Source organism: Shewanella sp. GD03713 (assembly GCF_029843705.1).
Classification (GTDB): domain Bacteria; phylum Pseudomonadota; class Gammaproteobacteria; order Enterobacterales; family Shewanellaceae; genus Shewanella.
The window spans coordinates 3,412,314-3,433,641 of the sequence record NZ_JAOCIW010000001.1 but is presented as its reverse complement, the minus strand read 5'-3'; the positions used below and the strand labels follow the sequence as shown (position 1 = coordinate 3,433,641).

The following is a 21,328-nucleotide window of genomic DNA, read 5'->3' as shown; positions in this document are numbered from 1 at the left end:
AGCGATGGCACTTTGTTCAACAAAAGTTGAGTATTTTGTTTGCTGAGTTTGTTTTGTTCAAATATATTTGCAAAAAATAACATCAACTCGGTTAGGATGAGATATGGATGCAAGGCTAACGGCGGCACAATGGAAAGAAGATACCCGCTTCGATAGTACGGATTGGGGCTGGATCATTATGAGTATTGGCATGGCGATTGGCGCCGGGATCGTATTTTTGCCAGTGCAGGTGGGGTTGATGGGCTTGTGGGTATTTTTGCTCTCCAGCGTGATTGGTTATCCAGCCATGTATTTGTTTCAACGATTATTTATCAATACCTTGGCCGAGTCGCCCGAATGTAAGGATTATCCGAGTGTGATTTCGGGGTATCTGGGTAAAAACTGGGGCATCTTACTCGGCGGCTTGTACTTCATTATGTTGGTGATTTGGGTGTTTGTGTATTCCACTGCCATCACCAATGATAGCGCCTCCTTTTTACAAAGCTTTGGCGCGACTAAGTCATTGTTGTCTGAAAATCCCTTCTATGGCCTAGCGCTGATCTGCGGTTTAGTCGCATTGGCCTCCCGTGGTGAAAACCTGTTATTTAAGATCTCCACCTTTATGGTGCTGACTAAGCTTGGGGTAGTAGCAGTGCTCGGGCTGATGATGGTCGATAAGTGGGATATCAATAATATCGGTAGCGTACCCAGCGCCGGCGATTGGCTAAAGGATGCAATTGTGATGTTGCCCTTTACGCTGACATCGATTCTATTTATCCAAAGTTTAAGCCCTATGGTGATCTCTTACCGCTCGCGGGAAAAATCCCTTGCCGTTGCCCGCTTTAAGGCGATGCGTGCGATGAACATTGCCTTTGGGGTGTTGTTTGTGGTGGTGTTTTTCTACGCAGTGTCTTTTACCTTAGCCATGGGGCATGAGCAGGCGGTGCGCGCTTCCCATGAAAATATCTCCGCTTTAGCCATGGTGGCCCAAGGCATGCCAGGACAAACCTTAAAACTGCTTAGCCTCACCTTAAATATCTTTGCGGTAATGACGGCATATTTTGGTGTGTATTTAGGGTTTAGAGAGGCGTGTCAGGGATTGACCATGAATATGCTGCGCCGAGTGATGCCCGAAGAGCGGATCAATAAGTCGTTAGTGGGTTACGGCATTATGATCTTTACCATTTTACTGTCGTGGGGTGCGATTGTATTAAATGCTCCAGTGCTGAGTTTTACCTCTATCTGCAGTCCAATCTTCGGTTTAGTGGGATGTTTGATCCCGGCCTATTTGGTCTATCAAGTGCCTGCGCTGCATAAATATAAAGGGGGGGCGCTGTATATCATTATCGTCACCGGCTTACTGTTATGCGTCTCTCCTCTGCTTGCCTTTAGTTAATGATTTACCTCCTTTACAAACAGGTATGGCAGTCGTGCAGTGCCTGTTTTTTTGTCTGCGATTGGGACAAATTGTCTTAGTCTTCCCCTTGGCAATGGGGAACTCTGTGCGCTGGTAGTGGTTTTTGTCATGCTGTTCGCGCTGGATGAAATTTGGTGATTGTGCCCGATCGATAACTTTCTATAATCCTTGGCAACTACTTTAGTGGTATCTTTTTTTCTAATGCTTATCAAACTAAGGAATGCCTAATGCAAAGACGTGATTTTTTAAAGGGTGCAGCCATTCTGTCGGCGGCAGGAACCGTGATGCCAGTGTTGGCGGCGTCGACGCAAGCCCTTGCAGTGGCCGATAAAACCTGTGGTCGCCGCCGTTTTACCTTAACCAATACCTATCAGCTCGTCGCGCCAGAAGGCTCTGCGGGCGTGGTGAAGTTATGGGTGCCACTCCCCGAAAACACGGCTTTCCAGCAGGTTGAAAAACTTAACTTTAGCGGGACTTATCAAGATGCCTATATCAGTGCCAATAACCACTATGGCGCTAAAACCCTGTTTGCTACTTGGCCCGATGCCAAGGGCAAGATGACCCTAACGCTCGAATTAGTGATAGAAACCCAAGATTGGGAACCCGTTAAAAGTGGCGAGTTAACCCATTACCGTGCGCCAGCTAAGCCTGAGTATCCTGCCGACGTCGCCATTTACCTAAAGCCAACCAAGCATATGCCTGTAGACGGCATTGTGAAGCAAACGGCGGATAAGATTGTGGGTAAAGAAACCGAGCCGCTCAAGCAAGCACAGTTAATTTACAACTGGGTGAGCGCCAACATGTATCGTGATAACGATGTCATAGGTTGTGGCAGTGGCGATGTAGCCGCCATTCTTGAAAGTGGCAAACTCGGTGGTAAGTGTACCGATATCAACTCAGTATTTGTGGCGCTGATGCGCGCTGTCGGTGTGCCTGCCCGTGAAATGTTTGGTATTCGTTTAGGCCAAGCCATCAAAATGGGCCATTATTCCAAAAAAGCCTTTGGTAGTGCCGATGATAAGGGCTTTGCCGATGTGACGGGTGGTCAACATTGCCGTGCCATGTTCTATTTAGCGGGTTATGGCTGGTTGCCCGCCGATCCTGCGGATGTGACTAAGATGCGCCTCACCGAGAAGAAGGAACATAGCGACCCTGCGGTACAAGCGGTGAATGATTACCTGTTTGGTAACTGGGAAATGAATTGGGTTGGCTTTAACTATGGCCGTGACTTTGACTTATTCCCCGTGGCGGAGCAGACTCCACTGAACAATTTTGGTTATCCCTATGCCGAAGTGGACGGCGATCCTGTTAATTACTATGAGCCAAAAGTCTTCGCCTATGACTACAAGTCAAGCGAGCAGCGCTAAACCGCTGCTTGCCACCATGGCCGCCGCCGTTGTTGCGGCGGTTGCCTCTAGCCTTTGCTGCATTGCGCCCTTAATCTATTTAGTGTTTGGCGTGTCTGCGGCGGGGCTGTCGGGGTTATCGAGCTTAGCTTGGTTACAAGTGCCCATGTTGCTCCTATCAACTGGGCTAATTTTGCTGGGTTTTTGGCGCTTGTACTTTGCGAAAAAACCGCTTTGTACCGGTACATTTAGCCGAGGACAAATGCTATTAGCCTATTGGCTGACTGTGCCTATTGTGCTGGCGTTCCAACTGTATCCCTTTGTTTTACCTTGGCTACTTGAGGTGTTCGAATGAAGCCACTATCACGTATTGCACGACTTGTACTTATCACATCGTTGGGGTTTACGCCATTCACTTGGGCGGATAACGTGCAGGTGACACTCGATGTTAAAGGCATGACCTGCCCACTGTGCGTTACCGTCGTTAATCAGGCGCTGCGCAAAACCGATGGGGTGATCAAAGCCAAGGCGAACCTCAAAACCGAGCAGGCTGTGGTCACTGTCGCCGATGATTTTAACCTCGATAAGTTGATTACCGCCGTCGATGCTACAGGCTACAAAGGCAGCATCAATAAGGTCGAAAAGCAGAGTTGATATTGGCTCAATATCGCTTCAGTAGTTAATCTAAAAGGCACAACTTAATTGGGTTGTGCTTTTTTATTATCGGCTATCAGGGCTGGGTTCTATCAAGCGTAACAATATTAATATTGAGTTATTTCGTTCATTCACACAGTCATGGTTGATATTAATTAAGTTAATACTTTTGACTGAATGGGATTTCTGGTTATCAATATGGCTATTTTACTGCCAACAGTCATATACGATATCGCCCATGGCCTATTATTGGCACCAATAACAGCATTGCATTATGTAGAGCCAGAGGCTTGTCGATGCTGCTTAGTGAATATGCTTGGATGAGGAAAGAATCTACTAGCATGCGTACAAAATGAACATTTGCGACTGATAAGTATAGTTTTGATTTTATAGTATTTTTGTCATATCTGGCTGCGGGTTGAGCTTGTGATGGATATTATTAAATAATTTCAAAAAATATATGTCATTATCTTTTTTACAACCTTTCTATTACCTTGTTCAATCGCTTTAGTCGCTAGCGTCGTCATCGAATATTATCCGTAAGTTGCTGCAATCCTATTTGGGGATGCTTGATATAGTTCTTTTTACTGTTGAACTTCTACCGCAGCACAGAGCAAATTCAATTCGAAATCGCGCTCACTTTCCATCAATAATATGCTTCGCTCAAATAGAGAACCCGATAAAAATCGCCTCAAAAATGTATTTATGTTGGATTAACAGGCATAATGCGGCGTTTTAATATTCAGTTACAGGGAATAACCATGAAGTATTTGGTTAGCGTAGTTACATGTTTTCTCTTATCAGCCTGCTCATTTGGCGATGCCGATGTGGAGTTTAAGCCACAAAAAGGCGATGAGCGCGCGTATCAAGTCTATAGCACTGCCCGCATCTCGGTCGAGGCAGGTGGCCGTAATGAAACGGTGGAGACCACATCCCATCAATTACTGCGTTATAAGGTGCTCGAGGCAGGTAAAAATAGCCGCTTCGAAGTGCATGTCGATTATATGAAAATGCAAGATGGCCAAGGGAGTGGCGTGAGCAGCGGCGAACGGGCTGAGCGAAATCCCGAAATGCATGCCATTTTCTCTCAGGGCTTTGAATTTTCATTAGATTTAGACGATGGCAGCGTTAAAGAATTTAGCGCGTTAAATAAACCAGCCTGGCAAGCCATGCTGGCAGAGCGCGGCCTTGAGCTTGAGCAGGAACTTAAAAAGCTTTTTAGCTCATCGGTTTTTATTAATTCGATACCCGCTGAAGTGGGGGCTGTGGTGATGCTTCCGGCCTATCAAGGCCATGCTAACTCAAAGCTTACCGTGTTAAAGGTCACTGACACCCATGTTCTGGCTCAGGTGGAAAGCGAAGGTGAGCAAGCCAAAATATACGGCCAACTGATGCTCGAGCGCGACCGAGGATGGCTTGTGCAGATGGGGTTAGTGGCTGAGGTGCCCTTTGAGCGTTACGGCTTTAAGGGGACGATGCGCAGCAATGTGATTATGGTGCCCAAGGAGCGTGAGCTGGGCGACCTGTCGCAGCGAGTGGCTTTTGATTATGACTTCCCACCGGGTGAGTATGAAAAACAGCCCGAATTATCACTTGAAGAGGCCAATAAATCTTTAACCCAAGACGCGGTATTTGCCTACGATGCGGGTTACTTTGACCTTTATGATGACCAACTCAGCCTTACCTATCAACATGATTTCTCAGGTTTAAAAGCATCGGGAGAGTTTCATCTAACCGATATTACCGCGCACAGTGCCGATGGCAGTGTTTTACCGATACAACTCAGTAAAATTTATCGCTTTAATTTCGCTGAAAAGGATGGTTTTTATAAATCCGTAGAGCAACATTTACTCGTCGGTTGGAATGAACCCTCCGAGCTGTTTTCCCAAGTGACTGAGTTTCGTGCTAAGGCCCACTATCAGGGCGCCAAGCTGGTTAAACTGGCATTAACACCCGATCCAAACAAAACGGTGTCCCTACAGTATAAAGATTTACAGCTGGAATTTGCTCCGATCCCCGATAAGCCCTTCTCTTATGTGCTCACATCGCGCGACCCAACCCATAAATCTTGGTTAGCGGGGCGATTTGACGGTGCCGAAGGCGCCATGATGAAGTACCAATCGCCGTCGGTAGAAGGGCCTGCTTGGTTAACCTCAGCCGAACGCAATATGTTGGGGTTAGCTGCATCGATGCAATTTGAACCCACTACCTTGTTTAGTTTTCCGGCCGAGCCACAGGCGCTAACCATCTATGTGAATACACCGGATGAGAGTAGCGAGCTGACCCAAGATGTTCGTTTTATTCCAATGGGGGATTACATGAAGAACGTCGCTTATCCCCCTGTGGATCAGCGCACGCTTTACCGTGATGATATGTATGCGCGCTACGATAAGCCGCAAGAGACATTAGTCGCCGATCCCGCCTTGCTCGAACCCCAAATGGTAGCTAAGTATGGTGTGAGCCTACAGTTAAGCGCCGAGCAAGCCGCCGTGTGCTCGCTAACTGTGGTGGATGCGCCCCAAGTGGACGGCCACAGCTTGCAATGGACGCAGATTAAATCCGAAAACAGTATGACGGAACATCTTGATAAGACGGTTCTATATCAACTCACCAGTGCCGATGGGATCCGTCGTAATTTTTACGATATTAAAGTCAGTAGCGCCTTGAGCTGTACGGGTACGCCCGAATGGCAAGCGATTGCGTATCAACCTAAGCATGGTTGGCTGATTGATACCACTCAATTGCCAGAACTCGATACCACGCAAACCGTGGGTGAGGTGATGCGCCGTTATCGTTTTTTAAATACGCAGAACATTCCTCTCGCGCCTTTTATGCCGGGGGAGCGCGACGATTTTTATCAACGGCCGTTACAGCAAGTGCTTCATCAAGACCGTTGGTTTGAGCTGCAAGGGCGAGTGCAGGCGATTGAATACCTGAAAGTTAGCGGCGAGCCCGTCAATAAACAGTGGGTTACTACATTCCCAGCCTTACCTTAAGGAACTGATATGAGAGCCTTATTACTATTATCTGCACTATTTCTGTCATGTAATGTGTTGGCTGATCGCATCTTACTCGACGAACAATGGCAGCCTAGCGAGGTGCCTAGTGAGGCGATTTACTACCAGAAACAGCTAGCGACTGAGCAAAATGGCGTGTGGCCAGTAACGCTTTTTTATGTAGAGACGGATAAACCCGTTTTTAAGGGGACAGTCAACGGCCCCAATTTAGCGGAGAGTGTTATCGTCGGTGATTTCGAATTTTATCACCCCAATGGTCAACTCTCTCGCAAGGGACGTAGCGATGCACAAGGGCGTTATCAGGGAACGCATCTGTATTATTGGGAAGATGGAACACGCTCGGGTGAGTACCAATATCTGAATGGCAGGCTCCATGGGGAGCAAAAACGTTATCACCTCAATGGTCAATTACGCGACCATCAACATTATGCGAATGGTGTGGAGTCTGGATTAGCGCAAAGTTATTTTGACAATGGCCAGCTGCAAACACGGGTAACCTATGGCGCTAAGGGAATGGAAGGCTTATATGAAAGCTTCCATAGCAATGGTCAGCCAGAGCAAACCGTGAATATGGTCACGGGTAAAAGAGAAGGCGAGCGCCTTTACTGGACAAAAGAAGGCTGGTTATTCACTAAAGAATTTTACATCAAAGGAAAATTACACGGTGAAGTGTTAGTTTATCAAGCCGCTGATGTGCCTAGAGAAATTAAACATTATCAGCATGATAAGCAGGTAGGGATACAACAACGTTTTGATCCGCAAGGGCGGTTAGCCCAGCAGCAGAAATACGATGCAAAAGGCCGTGAAATTCAGGATATAACCTATGCGAGTGCGGGCCATGTAACCTCGCAAATTGACACTCAATATCTCGCGAAAGGCCATATAACCAACGAGCAGCGCTTCGATGAGAGCGGAAAGCTAACTTATCAATATCAGCGCGATACCGTAAAAGACTGGAGTCTGCGTCAGCGTTTTGATAGGGCAGGCGAGTTGCTTGAACGAGAAGAGCGAGTTAAAGGCAGCTACGAAGGGATATATGTCGGCGCAGGTTGGAATGGCTCTCTCAGGCGGATAAATTACAGTAAAGGCAAAATGCACGGCGCGTTTCGTGAAGATAACGCCGAAAATGGCAGTTTTGTCACAGGGCAATATCAATCGGATCTAAAGGTTGGTAAGTGGGTCACTCAAAATCCAGATTCGACGCGTATCGAACAGTTTAATTCACAAGGACAGCTCAACGGCGAGCAGAGCGATATCGCCGCTGACGGCACGGTAATGTATCGAGCGTTTTATCAAAACGATAAGTTGCATGGCGCTTTTTTACAGCGAGGCTTCGATAAACAACTGCAAGCCCAAGGCCGATATGTTAACGGCCAGCGTGAAGGCAAATGGTTAGTACAAGACGAGAGCAGTTACAGCGAGGTGAAGTTATGGCAGGGCCAATACCAAGCGGGGCACGAAGTGGGACCGTGGCGAGCCATGTCCGCTAACGGCCACTTATTGGGTACGATGCAATACGATAACAAAGGCCTTTTGCAAGGGAAAAGCTACAGCTTCAATGAAGACGGTAGCCTGCAGCGAAGCGAAGAGTATGTCGATAACCAGTTACACGGCAAGTTGGTTTACTACTTCAACGGCGAAGTATCATCCGAATACCATTATCAAAATGGTGTCGATGTGGGTGAATAATGTATCTGTACTCGCTCAGATCTAAACTGGCCGTGGCCCATTTTTAGGGGCGCTGTCAGTTTGGATTTGAGCTAAATTTTTCTGCCCCGGTAATTCCCCCAACTGCCTGCCCATCGAAATATATCTCTTGAGTAGTCCCATGTGCAGCTATATTGGCCACATCTTGATGCATTTGGGGTTGTTTACAAAATAAACAATCAAAGTGCATTAGTTAAACTAAAAAATGCACAAGGTCATCTTTTGGGTATAAGAAAATAATGAGCATTAAATCTTAAGAGCTAAGTGGGCAATATCTCGATGTAGCCATTTTGTGGCCACTGAAAAGAAAAAGGACTTAGCATTTCTGCTAAGTCCTTGTTTTATTTGGTGGAGGCGGCGGGACTTGAACCCGCGTCCAGAAAACCTACATCCAAGGCGCTACATGCTTAGTCTTTCTATTGTTTAACCGTTTGAACTCCGAAAGACAGGATCCCACACGGTGAGTCCGGTACTGTTTCGCGGTTCACCCCCGGACAGGGTTCCCTCGCTAGCACGATGTGAGATGACCATCAAATCCACTGCCCATGTGCGAAACGTGTGGTAGATGGCTAGCGGCATTAAGCGGCTAGAGCGTAGTTATCGTCGTTTGCAACTATAACTTTGCGGCTTTTAACGAGGCCAACCGCCCCTCGGCATGCTCCCAGGGTTTCGTGAATCCTGTCGAATCCAGAATCGCCCCCAAGAAAGTTGATTGTAACTCGTAGCGTGGCGATAACCTAGTATCATTTGCTGCAAGTTCAATCGTTTGTTCATTATCCGCGCGTTTTTTCCTTTTTCATTACGCGGGCTTTTTCCACTTCCCACTCACGCGCCTTAGTATCTTCACGCTTGTCGTGGTCTTTTTTACCTTTACCTAGGCCGATTTCCACTTTGACCCAAGCCCCTTTACGCCAGTACATGGAGATAGGGATAATCGAGTAGCCTTGGCGCTCAACAAGACCGGCTAATTTATCTAACTCTTTACGACTTAAGAGCAATTTCTTCAGTCGAATCGGGTCGCACACCACATGGGTGGAGGCGGTATTGAGCGGAATAATGGTACAGCCGTGCATAAAGGCTTCGCCATTTTTTAAGAAGACGTAGCAGTCCGATAGGTTCACTTTACCCATGCGGATAGACTTCACTTCCCATCCCATGAGGGACAGGCCGGCTTCCATTTTTTCTTCGAAACGGTATTCGAAGGTTGCGCGCTTATTACGTGCGATCGTCGCAGGCGCGGCTTTTTTTGAGTTTTTCTTTACCATAGTGGCGCCATTATACGCACGGTGAATCAATTTGAAATGGATATAAGGGTTTATTTGAGCTATTTCAAGCCCCCATCAATTTATTGCTGTTTTTTTATGCGGTTTTGCTTAGTCATCATAGGGATATGTGAGGGGTGCGTTTTTTAAGTATCGTGGTAGAATCCAAACCAATTTTGTTAGCTTCCCTAGAGATTAGGGCGCGCGGAGTTCGCTTGAGACAGCGTGTTTACTTAGATTGAGAGTGCCAAGCCCTATGCCGCAAATTTCTCGAAGTGTGTTAGTTCGTTTTAGTGCGATGCAAATGTATGATTTAGTCAATGATGTTGAGTCGTACAAAGAGTTTTTACCCGGTTGTGTTGGCGGTAAAGTGCTTGAGTTTGATGGTAAAACCATGGTGGCCTCGGTCGATGTGAGTAAGGCGGGGATCCGTAAGACCTTCACTACGCGCAATCAGGTGGTGCCGGGAAAGAGTATCGAGTTAAGACTTGAAAATGGGCCTTTTAAACACTTATTCGGTCAGTGGCGTTTTACCGAGTTAACGGAAGATGCCTGTAAGGTAGAGTTTGACTTAAATTTCGAGTTTTCCAGCTCATTGGTCGATATGGCTTTTGGTAAAGTGTTTAATGATCTTATGGTGTCTATGGTGACGGCATTTACCAGCCGCGCTAAGGTAATTTACAGTGACAAATGAAGCAGATAAGTTCGTCGTCGATGTTATTTATGCGCTGCCGACTCAGCAAAAGGTGATTTCGGTTAGCGTATTGCCCGGCACGAGCGCGATTGACATAGTGCGTCAGAGCAATATGGTGAGTTTTTTCCCTGAGATTGATTTAGAAACGGTAAAGCTTGGGGTGTTTAGCAATGTGGTTAAGCATGACCAAGTGATTTTACCGGGGCAGCGAGTGGAGATTTATCGCCCGCTGATCGCCGATCCTAAGGATGTGCGCCGTCGCCGTGCCGATAAGGCCAAGGATGAAGGTCGTGCCAATAAAGTGACCGGTGGACGGGTGTCTTAATCTGTCAGCAATACGAACAAACAAAAAGCGCCATGGGCGCTTTTTGTGTTTAAGGCAAGTGTTAAACCAGTATGCTTACTTGATTGGTTTTTGAACTTGCGCTTCGGTTTGATTTTCTTTCACTAATGGCTTTTCATCCGGGCGCTGTGCTGGCACGAGCGGCGCAGACTCAGCGGTGTTGGCCATAGGTAACTTACTCTGCTCAAGCGGCGTATTAAACTCTGGGCTTAATTCATAGTCGCCCTTCACTAAGCTTAATTTGTTACCGGTAAAGTGCAGGATCAGTTCTTTGTGGGTAATGCTCGCATCACGGCCACTCTTATAGTGGTACACATAATACCAAGTGTCATCGGCAAAGCTGTCACGCAATACTGGGCGACCAAGAATGTATTCGGCCTGCTCTTTGGTCATGTCGATACGCAACTTTTCAACCTGTTGCGGCTCCATGTAGTTGCCTTGCGGAATATCGGGCTTATAGATCAGCCAATCAAACACGCTACAGGCACTGAGCGAAACTGAGAGCGCAATGGCGCTCAGCAGGGTAAGACTTTGCTTTTTATTGATCATTGTATGCGCTACTTCTGAAAATCTGGCGGCCATCATACCCAAGCACTCCCCCTTATGACAAGGGTAATTGGGCGTTGCGGCGCTTATCGTTGCAATTGTGTGAGTTTTCGACCTAAGCGGCGCGTTTTAGTTCGCTGTGAGTGAAGATTTTTATGCTGATCATTGGGCTTAAATAAGCTGCCCCACGGTAAATTGCGCTGAAAAACCGTAAAGTTAAGCAAAGTCGAAATAGTCATGTAGCAATGTTGTGAAAACATGGGTAAAGTTGTGAAAGTGTTTTACTTTGATGGTGTTAGCATTTTTTCGCTACTTTAGGGAGTAGCATAGGGTTTAGCGGTTGCTATCAAGATGACGGTTTGAGTTCATCAATAAGCCTGCGGCAGTGCATTTTTAGGAGAGACCATTGGGATCACTCGTTTGTGTGGGTACTGGGTTACAGCTCGCGGGGCAAATTAGCGTATTAAGCCGCAGCTATATTGAACATGCCGATATTGTATTTTCACTCTTACCCGACGGTTTTTCGCAGCGTTGGTTGACGAAGCTCAACCCCAATGTCATCAATTTGCAGCAGTTTTATGCGCAAAATGGTGAAGTTAAAAATCGTCGAGACACCTACGAGCAAATGGTCAATGCCATTCTAGATGCGGTGAGAGCGGGTAAAAAAACCGTGTGTGCACTCTATGGTCATCCGGGGGTATTTGCCTGTGTATCCCATATGGCGATAACTCGCGCCAAGGCCGAAGGGTTTTCGGTCAAGATGGAGCCGGGGATTTCGGCCGAAGCTTGCCTGTGGGCCGACTTAGGGATTGATCCTGGCAACTCCGGGCATCAAAGCTTTGAAGCCAGCCAGTTTATGTTTTTCAACCATGTGCCCGATACCACCACCCACTTATTACTCTGGCAAATCGCGATTGCGGGCGAACATACCCTAACCCAATTTCATACCTCGAGTGATAGGTTGCAGATCCTCGTGGAGCAGTTGAATCAATGGTATCCCCTCGACCATGAGGTGGTCATCTACGAAGCGGCCAATTTGCCAATCCAAGCCCCCCGTATCGAGCGTTTACCCTTAGCGAATTTACCCCAAGCACACTTAACACCGATTAGTACGTTGTTAATTCCGCCAGCAAAAAAGCTAGAGTACAACTATGCTATTTTGGCTAAGTTAGGGATCGGTCCCGAAGATTTGGGCTAAATTGAAGTGTGATACTGAGTCATTATTAACAATAAGGAAAAAAACATGTCTGCATTATCGGATTTTTTTACCCAGTTAGGCCAAGATGCGCAGTTAATGGAAGATTATAAGCAGAATCCCGAGGCGGTGATGCGTGCCCATGGATTAACTGATGAAGAAATTAACGCTGTAATGACTGGGGATATGGAAAAGCTCAAAACCTTAAGTGGCGACCAAGACTATCAAGCCTTCTTATTAGTGAATCATGGTAATAATTAACTTATCTTGAAACGGTTACGTTGTGCCCTATTAGCCATCTTTGCTTTGTGTTCGACAGCATTGATGGCTAACTCTCTCGATTTTGATCAGGCACTCAATGAGCTTGATGTATTACTGCAATCTGATTTTAGCGCCGCGCAGAAAAAACTGGCCGAATATGAGACCGCATTTAGCGGATTAACCCCAACACAAAAAGGCAGACTAAGAATTGACAGAGCCATTAGTTATATTTTTGTCAGTGAATATGCCAAAGCGTTAGACGATCTGCGTCAGGCCGAAACCTTAATCACAAGTCCTGAATTATTAGCGTCGATTTATAGTTATCAAGCCACGGTCTATATAGGGATGCGCGACTATGACAAAGCCTTGTCGGCTGTTGCCAAAGCATTAGCCTTAGTGGTGAATATCGATGATGTTACGATTAAACGTCACTCCTATCTAAGAATTGCCAATATTTATTCTGAAATGGACGCTTATAGCGATATGGGCCTCTATGCCAATAAGGTGTTACAACTCGCTCAGGAAGCCGATGTCCGCGATATTTGCCATGCCAAATTGCTGCGGGCGATTTACTTGCTCGGAGTGAAAAGTCCCGATGCCTTCGACGCCTTCGAAGATAGCCGTCAATATTGTGATGCGAAGCAATTTCCCCTTTTGGCGACTATGTCGATGAAAGGCAAAGGGATGGTTTTGCAGGAGCGAGGTGACTATTTAGGCGCGAGAGCGATTTTGCTATTAGCGTTAAAAGGGTATGAAGCTTTTCAATTTCAATTAGAAATCAGCCATGTGCATGCACTACTTGCCGAGAATTACTTTGCAACGGGTGAGCTGGTGCAAGCGAAAAGTCACGCTGTTAAAGTGCTCACATTTCCCGATGATAATAGTTATATCGAACATAAGCATATTGCCTACAAAGTGTTTGCCGAGTTGATGGCGGCGGACAAACAATTTGAACAAGCCTATGAATACTCCAGAAAAGAGCAACATTATAATCAACTGATTTTTGATGAGTCGAAGATGAAAACCCTTGCTTATCAGGCGGCTAAGTTTAATGCTGATGAGCAGGCGCGTGAAATCAACTTGCTAAATAAAGAGCGCGAACTTTACATCGCTCAGCAAACGGTAAAAGAGCGCGAGTACACTAATATGCTGATGTTTATCACGATATTAGTGGGCGGGCTGTTTTTCCTCGCGATTTTGTTAGTCGTGGGCAATTTGCAAAAACGGCGTTTTATGCGTATGGCCAGAATGGATGCTTTGACGGGCGTGCTTAACCGTGGTGCAGGGCAAGACCTGGGTGAAAATCTGTTTGTGCAAGCCGCTGCCCGAGGGGGCGATTTTTGCGTGATTTTATTCGACTTAGATCATTTTAAACGGATTAATGATTCCTACGGCCATGGTACGGGTGACTGGGCGCTGAAAAAAGTCGTTGAGGCGTTAAAACCCCATGTGCGCAATGGTGATGTGTTTGCTCGGATTGGCGGTGAGGAATTTGCGCTATTCTTGCCTTACGCCAATGAATCTAAGGGGATGGAAGTTGCCGAACAATGCCGAAGCCGAATCGAAGCCATTGATACGCATCTGTCGGGGCATAAATTTACTATCACCGCGAGCTTTGGGGTTAGCGGTATGACAAAAGAAGACTTAAGCCTAGATCCTCTGCTGCACCGTGCCGATATGGCGCTGTATGCCGCAAAATCGAATGGCCGTAACAGTGTATTCTGTTATGAGGACGCTTTAGCCTCCGATAAACGCGCCACCAATATTACCAGCCAGTTGGCAAGGCAGTAGGATACGAGTTGTATTGTCTGTGTAACTGACTGTTTAGGTTAATGTAACGCGGTTTTCTTCTTTCGCTTTTTCGGTTATTTCTTGCGTTTGCTCGATGATTTTTAGGTCAATTTTTCACACTTTTTCCTGCATAACTAGAGTATGATTGCCAGCGGTAGCCGAAGCTTTTTTCGCTTAAGGACATACCCCTATTTTTGCCTTTCGCTAACGTTGTGGAGCCCTAATGGAAGAGTCGAGTCTGCTCACTTCTGTACTGTTATTTTTATTGGCCGCGGTGATTTTTGTACCCTTGGGCAAACGTTTTGGCGCAGGACCGATTCTGTCTTACCTCGCTGCTGGGGTGATTTTAGGGCCTGGCGGCATGGCGCTGGTGTCTGATCCCGCAGCCGTGTTGCATTTTGCCGAGCTGGGTGTGGTATTGATGCTGTTTGTGCTCGGGCTTGAACTCAATCCGAGCAAGTTATGGGAGCTGCGCAGCGCCATCTTTGGTCTCGGCAGTGGTCAGTTACTCCTTTCTTGGGCGGCAATTGGCGGTTTAGCTTGGGGATTTGGCTTATCCATTGAGGCTGCATTAGTGGTTGGCGCGGCGTTATCCTTGTCATCGACGGCTTTTGCGGTGCAGTTGATGAGCGAACATAGACTACTGACCACCCCGCTTGGCCGCGATGCCTTTGGGGTGTTGTTAATGCAAGATCTCGCCGTGATCCCCATGTTGCTATTAACCGCTTACCTTGCGCCTAATTCGGCCCAGATTGAGCACCATGCGGTGCCTTGGTATTGGACCTGTGTGGCATTAGTGGGCTTTGTGTTGGTGGGCAAATATTTGTTGCCGCGGTTACTTAAACTCGTTGCCAGCAGCGGGGTTCGCGAAGTGTTAACCGCCTTTGCACTATTGCTGGTGATGGGCAGTGCCGAATTGATGGAGTGGCTGGGGCTATCGGCGGGTATGGGGGCGTTTTTAGCCGGAATTATGCTGGCGAACTCCAGCTACCGACATCAGCTCGAAACCGATATCGAACCTTTTAAGGGCTTACTGCTTGGACTGTTTTTTATGGCGGTCGGCATGAGTATGGATCTCAAGCTGTTTTTAACCGATCCCTTACTTATCCTCGCGATTTTGCTGGGCATGTTATTGATTAAGACCCTAGTGCTGATGCTGCTTGGCCGAGTGCGTCACCATACATGGCGCCCGAGTATTGCCCTAGGGCTTATCTTGGCAGAGGGCGGTGAGTTTGCCTTTGTGCTGCTGTCGCAGGCGCAATTATCCAGCATAGTGGATGATAAAATCGCCCAAATCTTAGTGCTCGCCATTGGCTTATCCATGGCTGTCACACCGATGATTTTCACACTATTTAGAGCCACTAAGCCTAAGGTGGTAGATACACGTTTGCCTGATACCATTAATGTGACTGAATCTGAGGTGGTGATCGCCGGATTTGGGCGGGTAGGGCAGATCACTGGGCGTATTTTAGCGTCATCGGGCATTCCGTTTGTGGCCTTAGATAAAGATGCCAGCCATGTGGATGTGATCCGCAAATACGGCGGTGAGGTCTATTTTGGTGATGCCAGACGCTTGGATATGTTGATGTCGGCCGGGATTGCGCGCTCTCGCTTGTTGCTTCTGGCCGTTGATAATGTTGAGGATTCGATTGAAATTGCCCAGCAGGTGAAAACCCATTTCCCCCATATCAATATTGTCGCTCGGGCGCGGGACCGTAACCACGCCTATCGATTAATGAGCCTTGGGGTGACCGATGTGTTCCGTGAAACCTTTGGTTCGGCTTTGTCTGCCAGTGAGAAGATTTTGCAGGGCTTAGGCTTATCACAGGTACAAGCCAATGAAAGGGTGAAGATTTTTGCCGAGCACGATAAAAAGCTGGTGATCGCCAGTGCTGCCCATCAGCATGATTTAGCCAAGCTGATTGATTTATCCACTAAGGGGAAAGCCGAGTTGGAGTCGCTGATGCGTGGCGACCGGGAAAACGTCAGTTAAGTCTGCCAGCTAAAACAAACAAGAGAGCCAACGGGCTCTCTTGTTGTTTATGGGTTTAAGGAAAACGCTTAGAAACTGTAGCTATATTGCAGCTTCACATTACGCTCTTCGCCTGGCATGCCACCGAGGAACATCGCCTTGCTGTAATAGTCTTTATTGAATAGGTTATTGATATTCAATTGTAACTTCCAAGAGTCGGTGGCGTAGCTGATGGCAGAATCCACTAAGGTGTAGCTCGGCACATAACCATCTGGAATGCCAAATGAGCTTGAGTGTGTGCTTCTATCATCCACATACTTGGCGCCTAAACTGAGCTCAATAGGGCTTGTTAAGGCAAACCAGTCTGCACCATAGGTTACCCAAGCACTGGCGGTCACATAGGGCACACCTTTTTGACGGCTGTCGTAGTTGGCTTTGTCATTCGGGTTTTGTTTATCCCTAGCGTCTTGATACATGCCGTTAAGGTTGATGCGCCAGTTATCGTTTAAGTGGGCATTGAGATCCAACTCGACCCCTTGGGTATCTTCGCTGCCATCGTAAAAGTACACGGGCACCTCGGCACCTGACACACCAGCGTTATAGTCTGGGTTGTTGTAAGGCACATTAGTGCGTGAGCTTTTAAAGAACACCAGCGATGCTAGCATCTGATCGTCAAAGGCTTTAAAGCGCATGCCGAGATCGTTACTAACGGATTCTGAGTCTTCGCGGTCGGTATTTTCCCCCGTGATTGAGCCTAAGATGCTATAGGCGGTGCGGCCCTTTGAGTGATTGACGAAAAATGATAAATCATCAATGGGCATATAAGTTAAGCCCAAGTTGTAGGTCACGCCGTTATCTTTGCTATCTTCCTCTGGAGTGGGGCTCGCTTGACTTGCGCTGTAGCGCTCATCCACACCTAAGTGCTCATAGCTCTGTTTGATTTCGTTAAAGGCCACGCCAACACGGGTGGTAAAGCCATAACCTAAATAACCCACATGTTGCACGCCTAAGCCCCAAGCGCTGACTTTTTTGTTGTAGTTGGCGGTTTTGAGTGGATCGTAGTCGGCAAATTTACCCGTTCCCCAATTTGGATTGCGGATATCGTAAATGTACGGCAGCGAACCACGGTAAATCACTTCGCCTTGTTTGTTTTTAATCACCTGATCCGCATCGTAAATCGAGAATTGCTCGAGGCGAATATCGCGGTCTTCGTAGTTAGCGTTAACCAGTAATTCGTTGTCGATATTGCCGATTTGGAAGTCATAGCGCAGATCGGCAAAATACTGCCATGAGGTTTCTTCGGCATCGAGTTGGCGGTATTCCTGACGTCTGGCGGCGAAGGGATAGAGCACGCCATTTTCAACCAGTGGCGCGCGGGGATCGGCGTTTATCTTGCCTTTGTTATTCCAGTACACATAGTTGTAAGCCCCTGTTTGACGGGCAAAACCTGTAGTGTAGTCGCGATATTGCAACTGCTGGTTGAGGAACAGATTATCGGTAAAGTAGATATTGTGGGTCAGCTTGAACCTTAATTCTTCACCTTCGTTATCTTTTGCCATGGGAGAAATTAATCCCGCGTCACCAAAGGAATAAGGAGTTAAACCATCACCACTGGCGAGTGACGCCGCTAATTGCTGACGCTGCTCGTCGGTCAGTTGTATGCCTTGACCTTTAGGATCGTTAATCAAATCTTGCCAAGTGACTTCGCCCGCGGTTTTGCCACCGACAGAATCGGCATTGTAGATACGGATTGGATGGCCGATGGAGTCAACGGCAATGGCGTCTTTGATATACGCGCCGGATAGCATCAGATCTTGGCTATCACTTAATACCCATTTGAGTGAGCCGAACACTTCATCACGGTCGGCGCCTAAATCACGGTAGCCTTCACTGCGGGCGGTTTTGGCGACTAAGCGGTACGCAAGATCATCGGTAATTCCACCTGTACTGTCGATGGCGAGCGAGTAGGTATCCCACTGACCAACTTCTGTGGTTATTTTGTGTTTGGATTCAAATTGCGGTTTCTTTTCAATCAGGTTGATCACGCCGCCCGCGCTGCCCATGCCATAGAGTCCAGTCGCAGGCCCTTTTAAAACCTCCACGGATTCCACATTCGTTAGGGAGCGAGTGGGGTTAAAGGTATTGCCAAGGCCAGCACCGCCATACATGCCGTCATAGGTGTAGTTTGCGCCGAGGCCGCGAATCACTAAGTTATCTCCAATGCCGTAGTTATTGCCCGCTTGAGTCACCCCGCTGATATTGCGAATTAAGTCCTGCAGATTGTCGACTCCTTGGCTGTTAATCAACTCCTGGTCAACGATAACAACCGCCGCAGGGGTTTCCATCAAGGACATATCTGACTTAGTCGCAAGTCCTGAGTTTTTCACCACAGAGTTTTGTCTGCCGTATACCGTTATACGCTCGACGTTTTCATCGCGAGCTGAAGGTGTGTCATCGGCATAGGTTGTGTGTGGTAAAGCACTGAGGCAGGCGAGTGCAATAAGCGATAAGCGAAATACAGGCTGTAATACTGGCATTGAAAGTCCCCCAATCAGAAAGGTCGCGAATGATAATGATTTTCATCTAGTTTGCAACCCCTTGTTTGGCACTTAAAAGACCATGAACCTTGGTTATCTTTACATATGAAATACGGTTAACTGTGTTGGGGATAAAGACCTTCACTATCACTTGCTGCCCTCATATGAAGCAACACGTGGTCAGAATTCTAATTTGTTTCATTTTTTTTATAAAAAAGTGATTTATTTTTTGGGTTAACCATATCGACTCGGGTTTTTGATCGAGAAACATAACCCGTGATCCCTGTCACTCTTCCCTTTCTTATTCGACTGTTTACGTAAACGTAACAGTTAAACGAGTGTTTAAATTTTTAATCTGTTTCTATTTTGTTAATTGATTGGTTTTGTTGATTTTTACCGCTTTCCTCCGGGTGGAGTTCAAAACGCACACAGGTTTCTACTTAGGTCGAATAGGTTAAAAATGCTGTATATTTAAATTTTCAATAGGTAATTAAATTACGTATAAAATTACATTGCGCTTGTAGTGGTAAAGTTGTCTGACAAATTTCACGATAAGAAAAATCTTATTTAGTTAACATTTTTAAAGTTGTTATTTATCATCTGCTTGTATTTGACTTTGTGTCTTGGTCAGACCAATTTTGAGAGGTTTTTTGGTCAAATTTTTTAGCGGTTATGGCACTTTTGGATAGTTGCAAATACAAATGTTTGTCTGTAAGTTTTGGTTCTAAACGAACATTTGAATGTTTTGTGGTGAATGTTTGTACATGTTACTCATGTCTTTGCTGGTAACGGGTCGTAAACGAGCAAAAGGTTAGCCTCTTGGGAGGGCGAGAAGATGACGGAACACACTTTAAGTGAACAGCAATTGAATTCGACACAGAATAAGGCCACTGCGAATGGCACTCTGGCCTTAGTGGGAAATACCATCCCGGGGCAGGAGGTGATTTTTACCGAAGGCGCGCTGGCGTTGCTTGAGTCACTTTGCCGTGAATTTGCGACAGAAGTGCCCACCTTACTCGCCAAACGTAAAGATAGACAGGCGCGTATCGATAAAGGGGCTTTGCCTGACTTTTTACCCGAGACTCGTGCAATTCGTGACGGCGCATGGAAGATCCGCGGCATTCCGAATGACTTACTCGACCGCCGTGTCGAAATCACCGGTCCCGTCGAACGTAAGATGGTGATCAATGCACTTAATGCCAATGCCAAAGTGTTTATGGCGGATTTTGAAGACTCCTTAGCACCGAGCTGGCAGAAAGTCGTGGAAGGTCAGATTAACCTGCGTGATGCCGTGCGCGGTGAGATTGAGTACACAGCGCCTGAAACCGGTAAACACTATAAGTTAGGCCCAAATCCTGCGGTATTAATCTGCCGTGTGCGTGGCCTGCACTTAAAAGAGAAGCACGTTGAATTTAACCAGCAGTCCATTCCCGGCGCGTTATTCGACTTTGCGATGTACTTTTACCATAACTATCGCCAATTGCTGGCGAAGGGCAGTGGTCCTTACTTCTATATTCCTAAACTTGAGAGCCATATTGAAGCGCGTTGGTGGGCAAAAGTGTTTGCTTTTGTTGAAGAAAGATTTTGCCTTCAGCCTGGGACAATCAAATGTACCTGTTTGATTGAGACCTTACCCGCGGTGTTTGAAATGGACGAAATTCTCTATGAATTACGCTCAAACATTGTCGCGCTGAACTGTGGTCGTTGGGATTATATCTTCAGCTATATCAAAACATTAAAGCGTCATAGCGACCGTGTATTACCGGATCGCCAAGCGGTGACCATGGATACGCCTTTCTTAAGCGCCTATTCAAGACTGCTGATCAAAACCTGCCATAAACGTGGCGCACTGGCGATGGGCGGCATGGCGGCCTTTATTCCAGCGAAGGATCCCGCTCAAAACGAAACCGTGTTGCAACGGGTACGTAAGGACAAAGAGCTTGAGGCTCGCAATGGTCACGATGGGACTTGGGTCGCTCACCCTGGTCTTGCGGACACGGCAATGGGGATCTTTAACGAATACATAGGCCAAGATCATCAAAATCAATTGCATATCACCCGTGATGTGGATGCACCGATCCTTGCTGCAGAGTTATTAAAACCCTGTGATGGTGAGCGTACAGAGCAAGGAATGCGCCTGAATATTCGCATCGCTCTGCAATACCTTGAGGCGTGGATTAGTGGCAACGGTTGTGTGCCGATTTACGGATTAATGGAAGATGCGGCAACGGCGGAAATCTCCCGCGCCTCGATTTGGCAATGGATCCAACATGGCAAGTCACTCTCAAACGGCAAACCCGTCACTAAACAATTGTTTAAAGACATGCTGGTGGAAGAGTTAGCAAATGTGAAAAAAGAAGTGGGCGGTGACAGATTCACCCACGGCAAATTTACCCAAGCGGCTGTATTGCTTGAGGATATTACCACTTCGGATGAGTTGGTCGATTTCTTAACCTTACCCGGTTACGAGATGCTAACGGCTTAATGATTAGCGTTTTAATGCTGTAACACTGAATGCGTTTACATGGAATGCGTTATGGCGGCCAAGCCGCCAATTAAACCAATGGGCAGGGTGAGGCTGTGGGGCAGCTTCACTTGCTACAACAT

At 46.9% G+C, this 21,328-nt stretch carries 16 protein-coding genes and 1 other RNA gene; 13 read left to right on the top strand and 4 right to left on the bottom strand.

Going from position 1 to position 21,328, the window contains the following annotated elements; translation table 11 throughout:
• Positions 1–103: 103 nt before the first annotated feature.
• From N5E87_RS15075 to N5E87_RS15050, 6 genes are all read left to right on the top strand, one after another.
• On the top strand, positions 104–1,375 hold the full coding sequence (locus N5E87_RS15075) for an amino acid permease (protein WP_086903345.1): 1,272 nt from the start codon (positions 104–106) through the stop codon (positions 1,373–1,375).
• Positions 1,376–1,623: 248 nt separating this feature from the next.
• Positions 1,624–2,763: a transglutaminase domain-containing protein gene (locus tag N5E87_RS15070; protein ID WP_086904591.1), complete on the top strand. Its 1,140-nt coding sequence runs from the start codon at positions 1,624–1,626 to the stop codon at positions 2,761–2,763.
• 16 nt (positions 2,764–2,779) lie between these two features.
• Positions 2,780–3,097: a hypothetical protein gene (locus N5E87_RS15065; protein WP_086904600.1), complete on the top strand. Its 318-nt coding sequence runs from the start codon at positions 2,780–2,782 to the stop codon at positions 3,095–3,097.
• Positions 3,094–3,396 (top strand): heavy-metal-associated domain-containing protein, encoded by a 303-nt coding sequence (locus N5E87_RS15060; RefSeq protein WP_086904592.1) that lies wholly within the window; start codon positions 3,094–3,096, stop codon positions 3,394–3,396. The genes N5E87_RS15065 and N5E87_RS15060 overlap by 4 nt, the downstream gene beginning before the upstream one ends.
• A gap of 761 nt (positions 3,397–4,157) precedes the next feature.
• Positions 4,158–6,392 carry a hypothetical protein gene (locus N5E87_RS15055; protein ID WP_086904593.1) on the top strand — a complete coding sequence of 745 codons (2,235 nt, stop codon included), beginning with the start codon at positions 4,158–4,160 and terminating at the stop codon, positions 6,390–6,392.
• A gap of 9 nt (positions 6,393–6,401) precedes the next feature.
• Complete coding sequence (locus N5E87_RS15050; protein ID WP_086904594.1) at positions 6,402–8,102, top strand: toxin-antitoxin system YwqK family antitoxin; 1,701 nt, start codon at positions 6,402–6,404, stop codon at positions 8,100–8,102.
• A 364-nt stretch (positions 8,103–8,466) separates the two neighbouring features.
• On the opposite strand, the gene ssrA is transcribed toward N5E87_RS15050, so the two are convergent.
• Both ssrA and smpB read right to left on the bottom strand, forming a co-directional pair.
• Positions 8,467–8,821, bottom strand: a transfer-messenger RNA (tmRNA) gene (gene ssrA, locus N5E87_RS15045).
• A 72-nt stretch (positions 8,822–8,893) separates the two neighbouring features.
• Positions 8,894–9,385 carry an SsrA-binding protein SmpB gene (gene smpB / locus N5E87_RS15040; protein WP_011071661.1) on the bottom strand — a complete coding sequence of 164 codons (492 nt, stop codon included), beginning with the start codon at positions 9,383–9,385 and terminating at the stop codon, positions 8,894–8,896.
• A 253-nt stretch (positions 9,386–9,638) separates the two neighbouring features.
• On the opposite strand from smpB, the gene N5E87_RS15035 reads away from it, so the two are divergent.
• Together N5E87_RS15035 and N5E87_RS15030 are read left to right on the top strand one after the other, a co-directional pair.
• Complete coding sequence (locus N5E87_RS15035) at positions 9,639–10,076, top strand: type II toxin-antitoxin system RatA family toxin (protein WP_011623526.1); 438 nt, start codon at positions 9,639–9,641, stop codon at positions 10,074–10,076.
• Positions 10,066–10,401 (top strand): RnfH family protein, encoded by a 336-nt coding sequence (locus N5E87_RS15030; RefSeq protein WP_011623525.1) that lies wholly within the window; start codon positions 10,066–10,068, stop codon positions 10,399–10,401. Before N5E87_RS15035 ends, N5E87_RS15030 begins: the two co-directional genes overlap by 11 nt.
• Positions 10,402–10,476: 75 nt before the next feature.
• Here N5E87_RS15030 and bamE read toward each other — a convergent pair whose 3' ends face one another.
• Positions 10,477–10,968, bottom strand: a complete 492-nt coding sequence (gene bamE / locus N5E87_RS15025; protein WP_039978606.1) for an outer membrane protein assembly factor BamE — start codon at positions 10,966–10,968, stop codon at positions 10,477–10,479.
• A gap of 403 nt (positions 10,969–11,371) precedes the next feature.
• Here bamE and N5E87_RS15020 point away from each other — a divergent pair, with 403 nt between their 5' ends.
• The 4 genes from N5E87_RS15020 (at position 11,372) to N5E87_RS15005 (ending at position 16,205) form a co-directional block, all read left to right on the top strand.
• Entirely contained in the window at positions 11,372–12,163 is a 792-nt protein-coding gene (locus tag N5E87_RS15020; RefSeq protein WP_086904595.1) for an SAM-dependent methyltransferase, read from the top strand.
• A gap of 45 nt (positions 12,164–12,208) precedes the next feature.
• Positions 12,209–12,421: a hypothetical protein gene (locus tag N5E87_RS15015; protein ID WP_086904596.1), complete on the top strand. Its 213-nt coding sequence runs from the start codon at positions 12,209–12,211 to the stop codon at positions 12,419–12,421.
• A 63-nt stretch (positions 12,422–12,484) separates the two neighbouring features.
• Positions 12,485–14,212, top strand: coding sequence for a GGDEF domain-containing protein (locus tag N5E87_RS15010; RefSeq protein WP_086904597.1), 1,728 nt, complete (start codon positions 12,485–12,487; stop codon positions 14,210–14,212).
• Positions 14,213–14,435: 223 nt separating this feature from the next.
• Positions 14,436–16,205, top strand: a complete 1,770-nt coding sequence (locus tag N5E87_RS15005) for a monovalent cation:proton antiporter-2 (CPA2) family protein (protein WP_086904598.1) — start codon at positions 14,436–14,438, stop codon at positions 16,203–16,205.
• Positions 16,206–16,273: 68 nt separating this feature from the next.
• Here the strand turns inward: N5E87_RS15005 and N5E87_RS15000 are convergent, their stop codons facing one another.
• Positions 16,274–18,721, bottom strand: a complete 2,448-nt coding sequence (locus N5E87_RS15000; RefSeq protein WP_086904599.1) for a TonB-dependent receptor — start codon at positions 18,719–18,721, stop codon at positions 16,274–16,276.
• A gap of 835 nt (positions 18,722–19,556) precedes the next feature.
• On the opposite strand from N5E87_RS15000, the gene aceB reads away from it, so the two are divergent.
• Complete coding sequence (gene aceB / locus N5E87_RS14995; RefSeq protein WP_011626816.1) at positions 19,557–21,206, top strand: malate synthase A; 1,650 nt, start codon at positions 19,557–19,559, stop codon at positions 21,204–21,206.
• Positions 21,207–21,328: the final 122 nt, after the last annotated feature.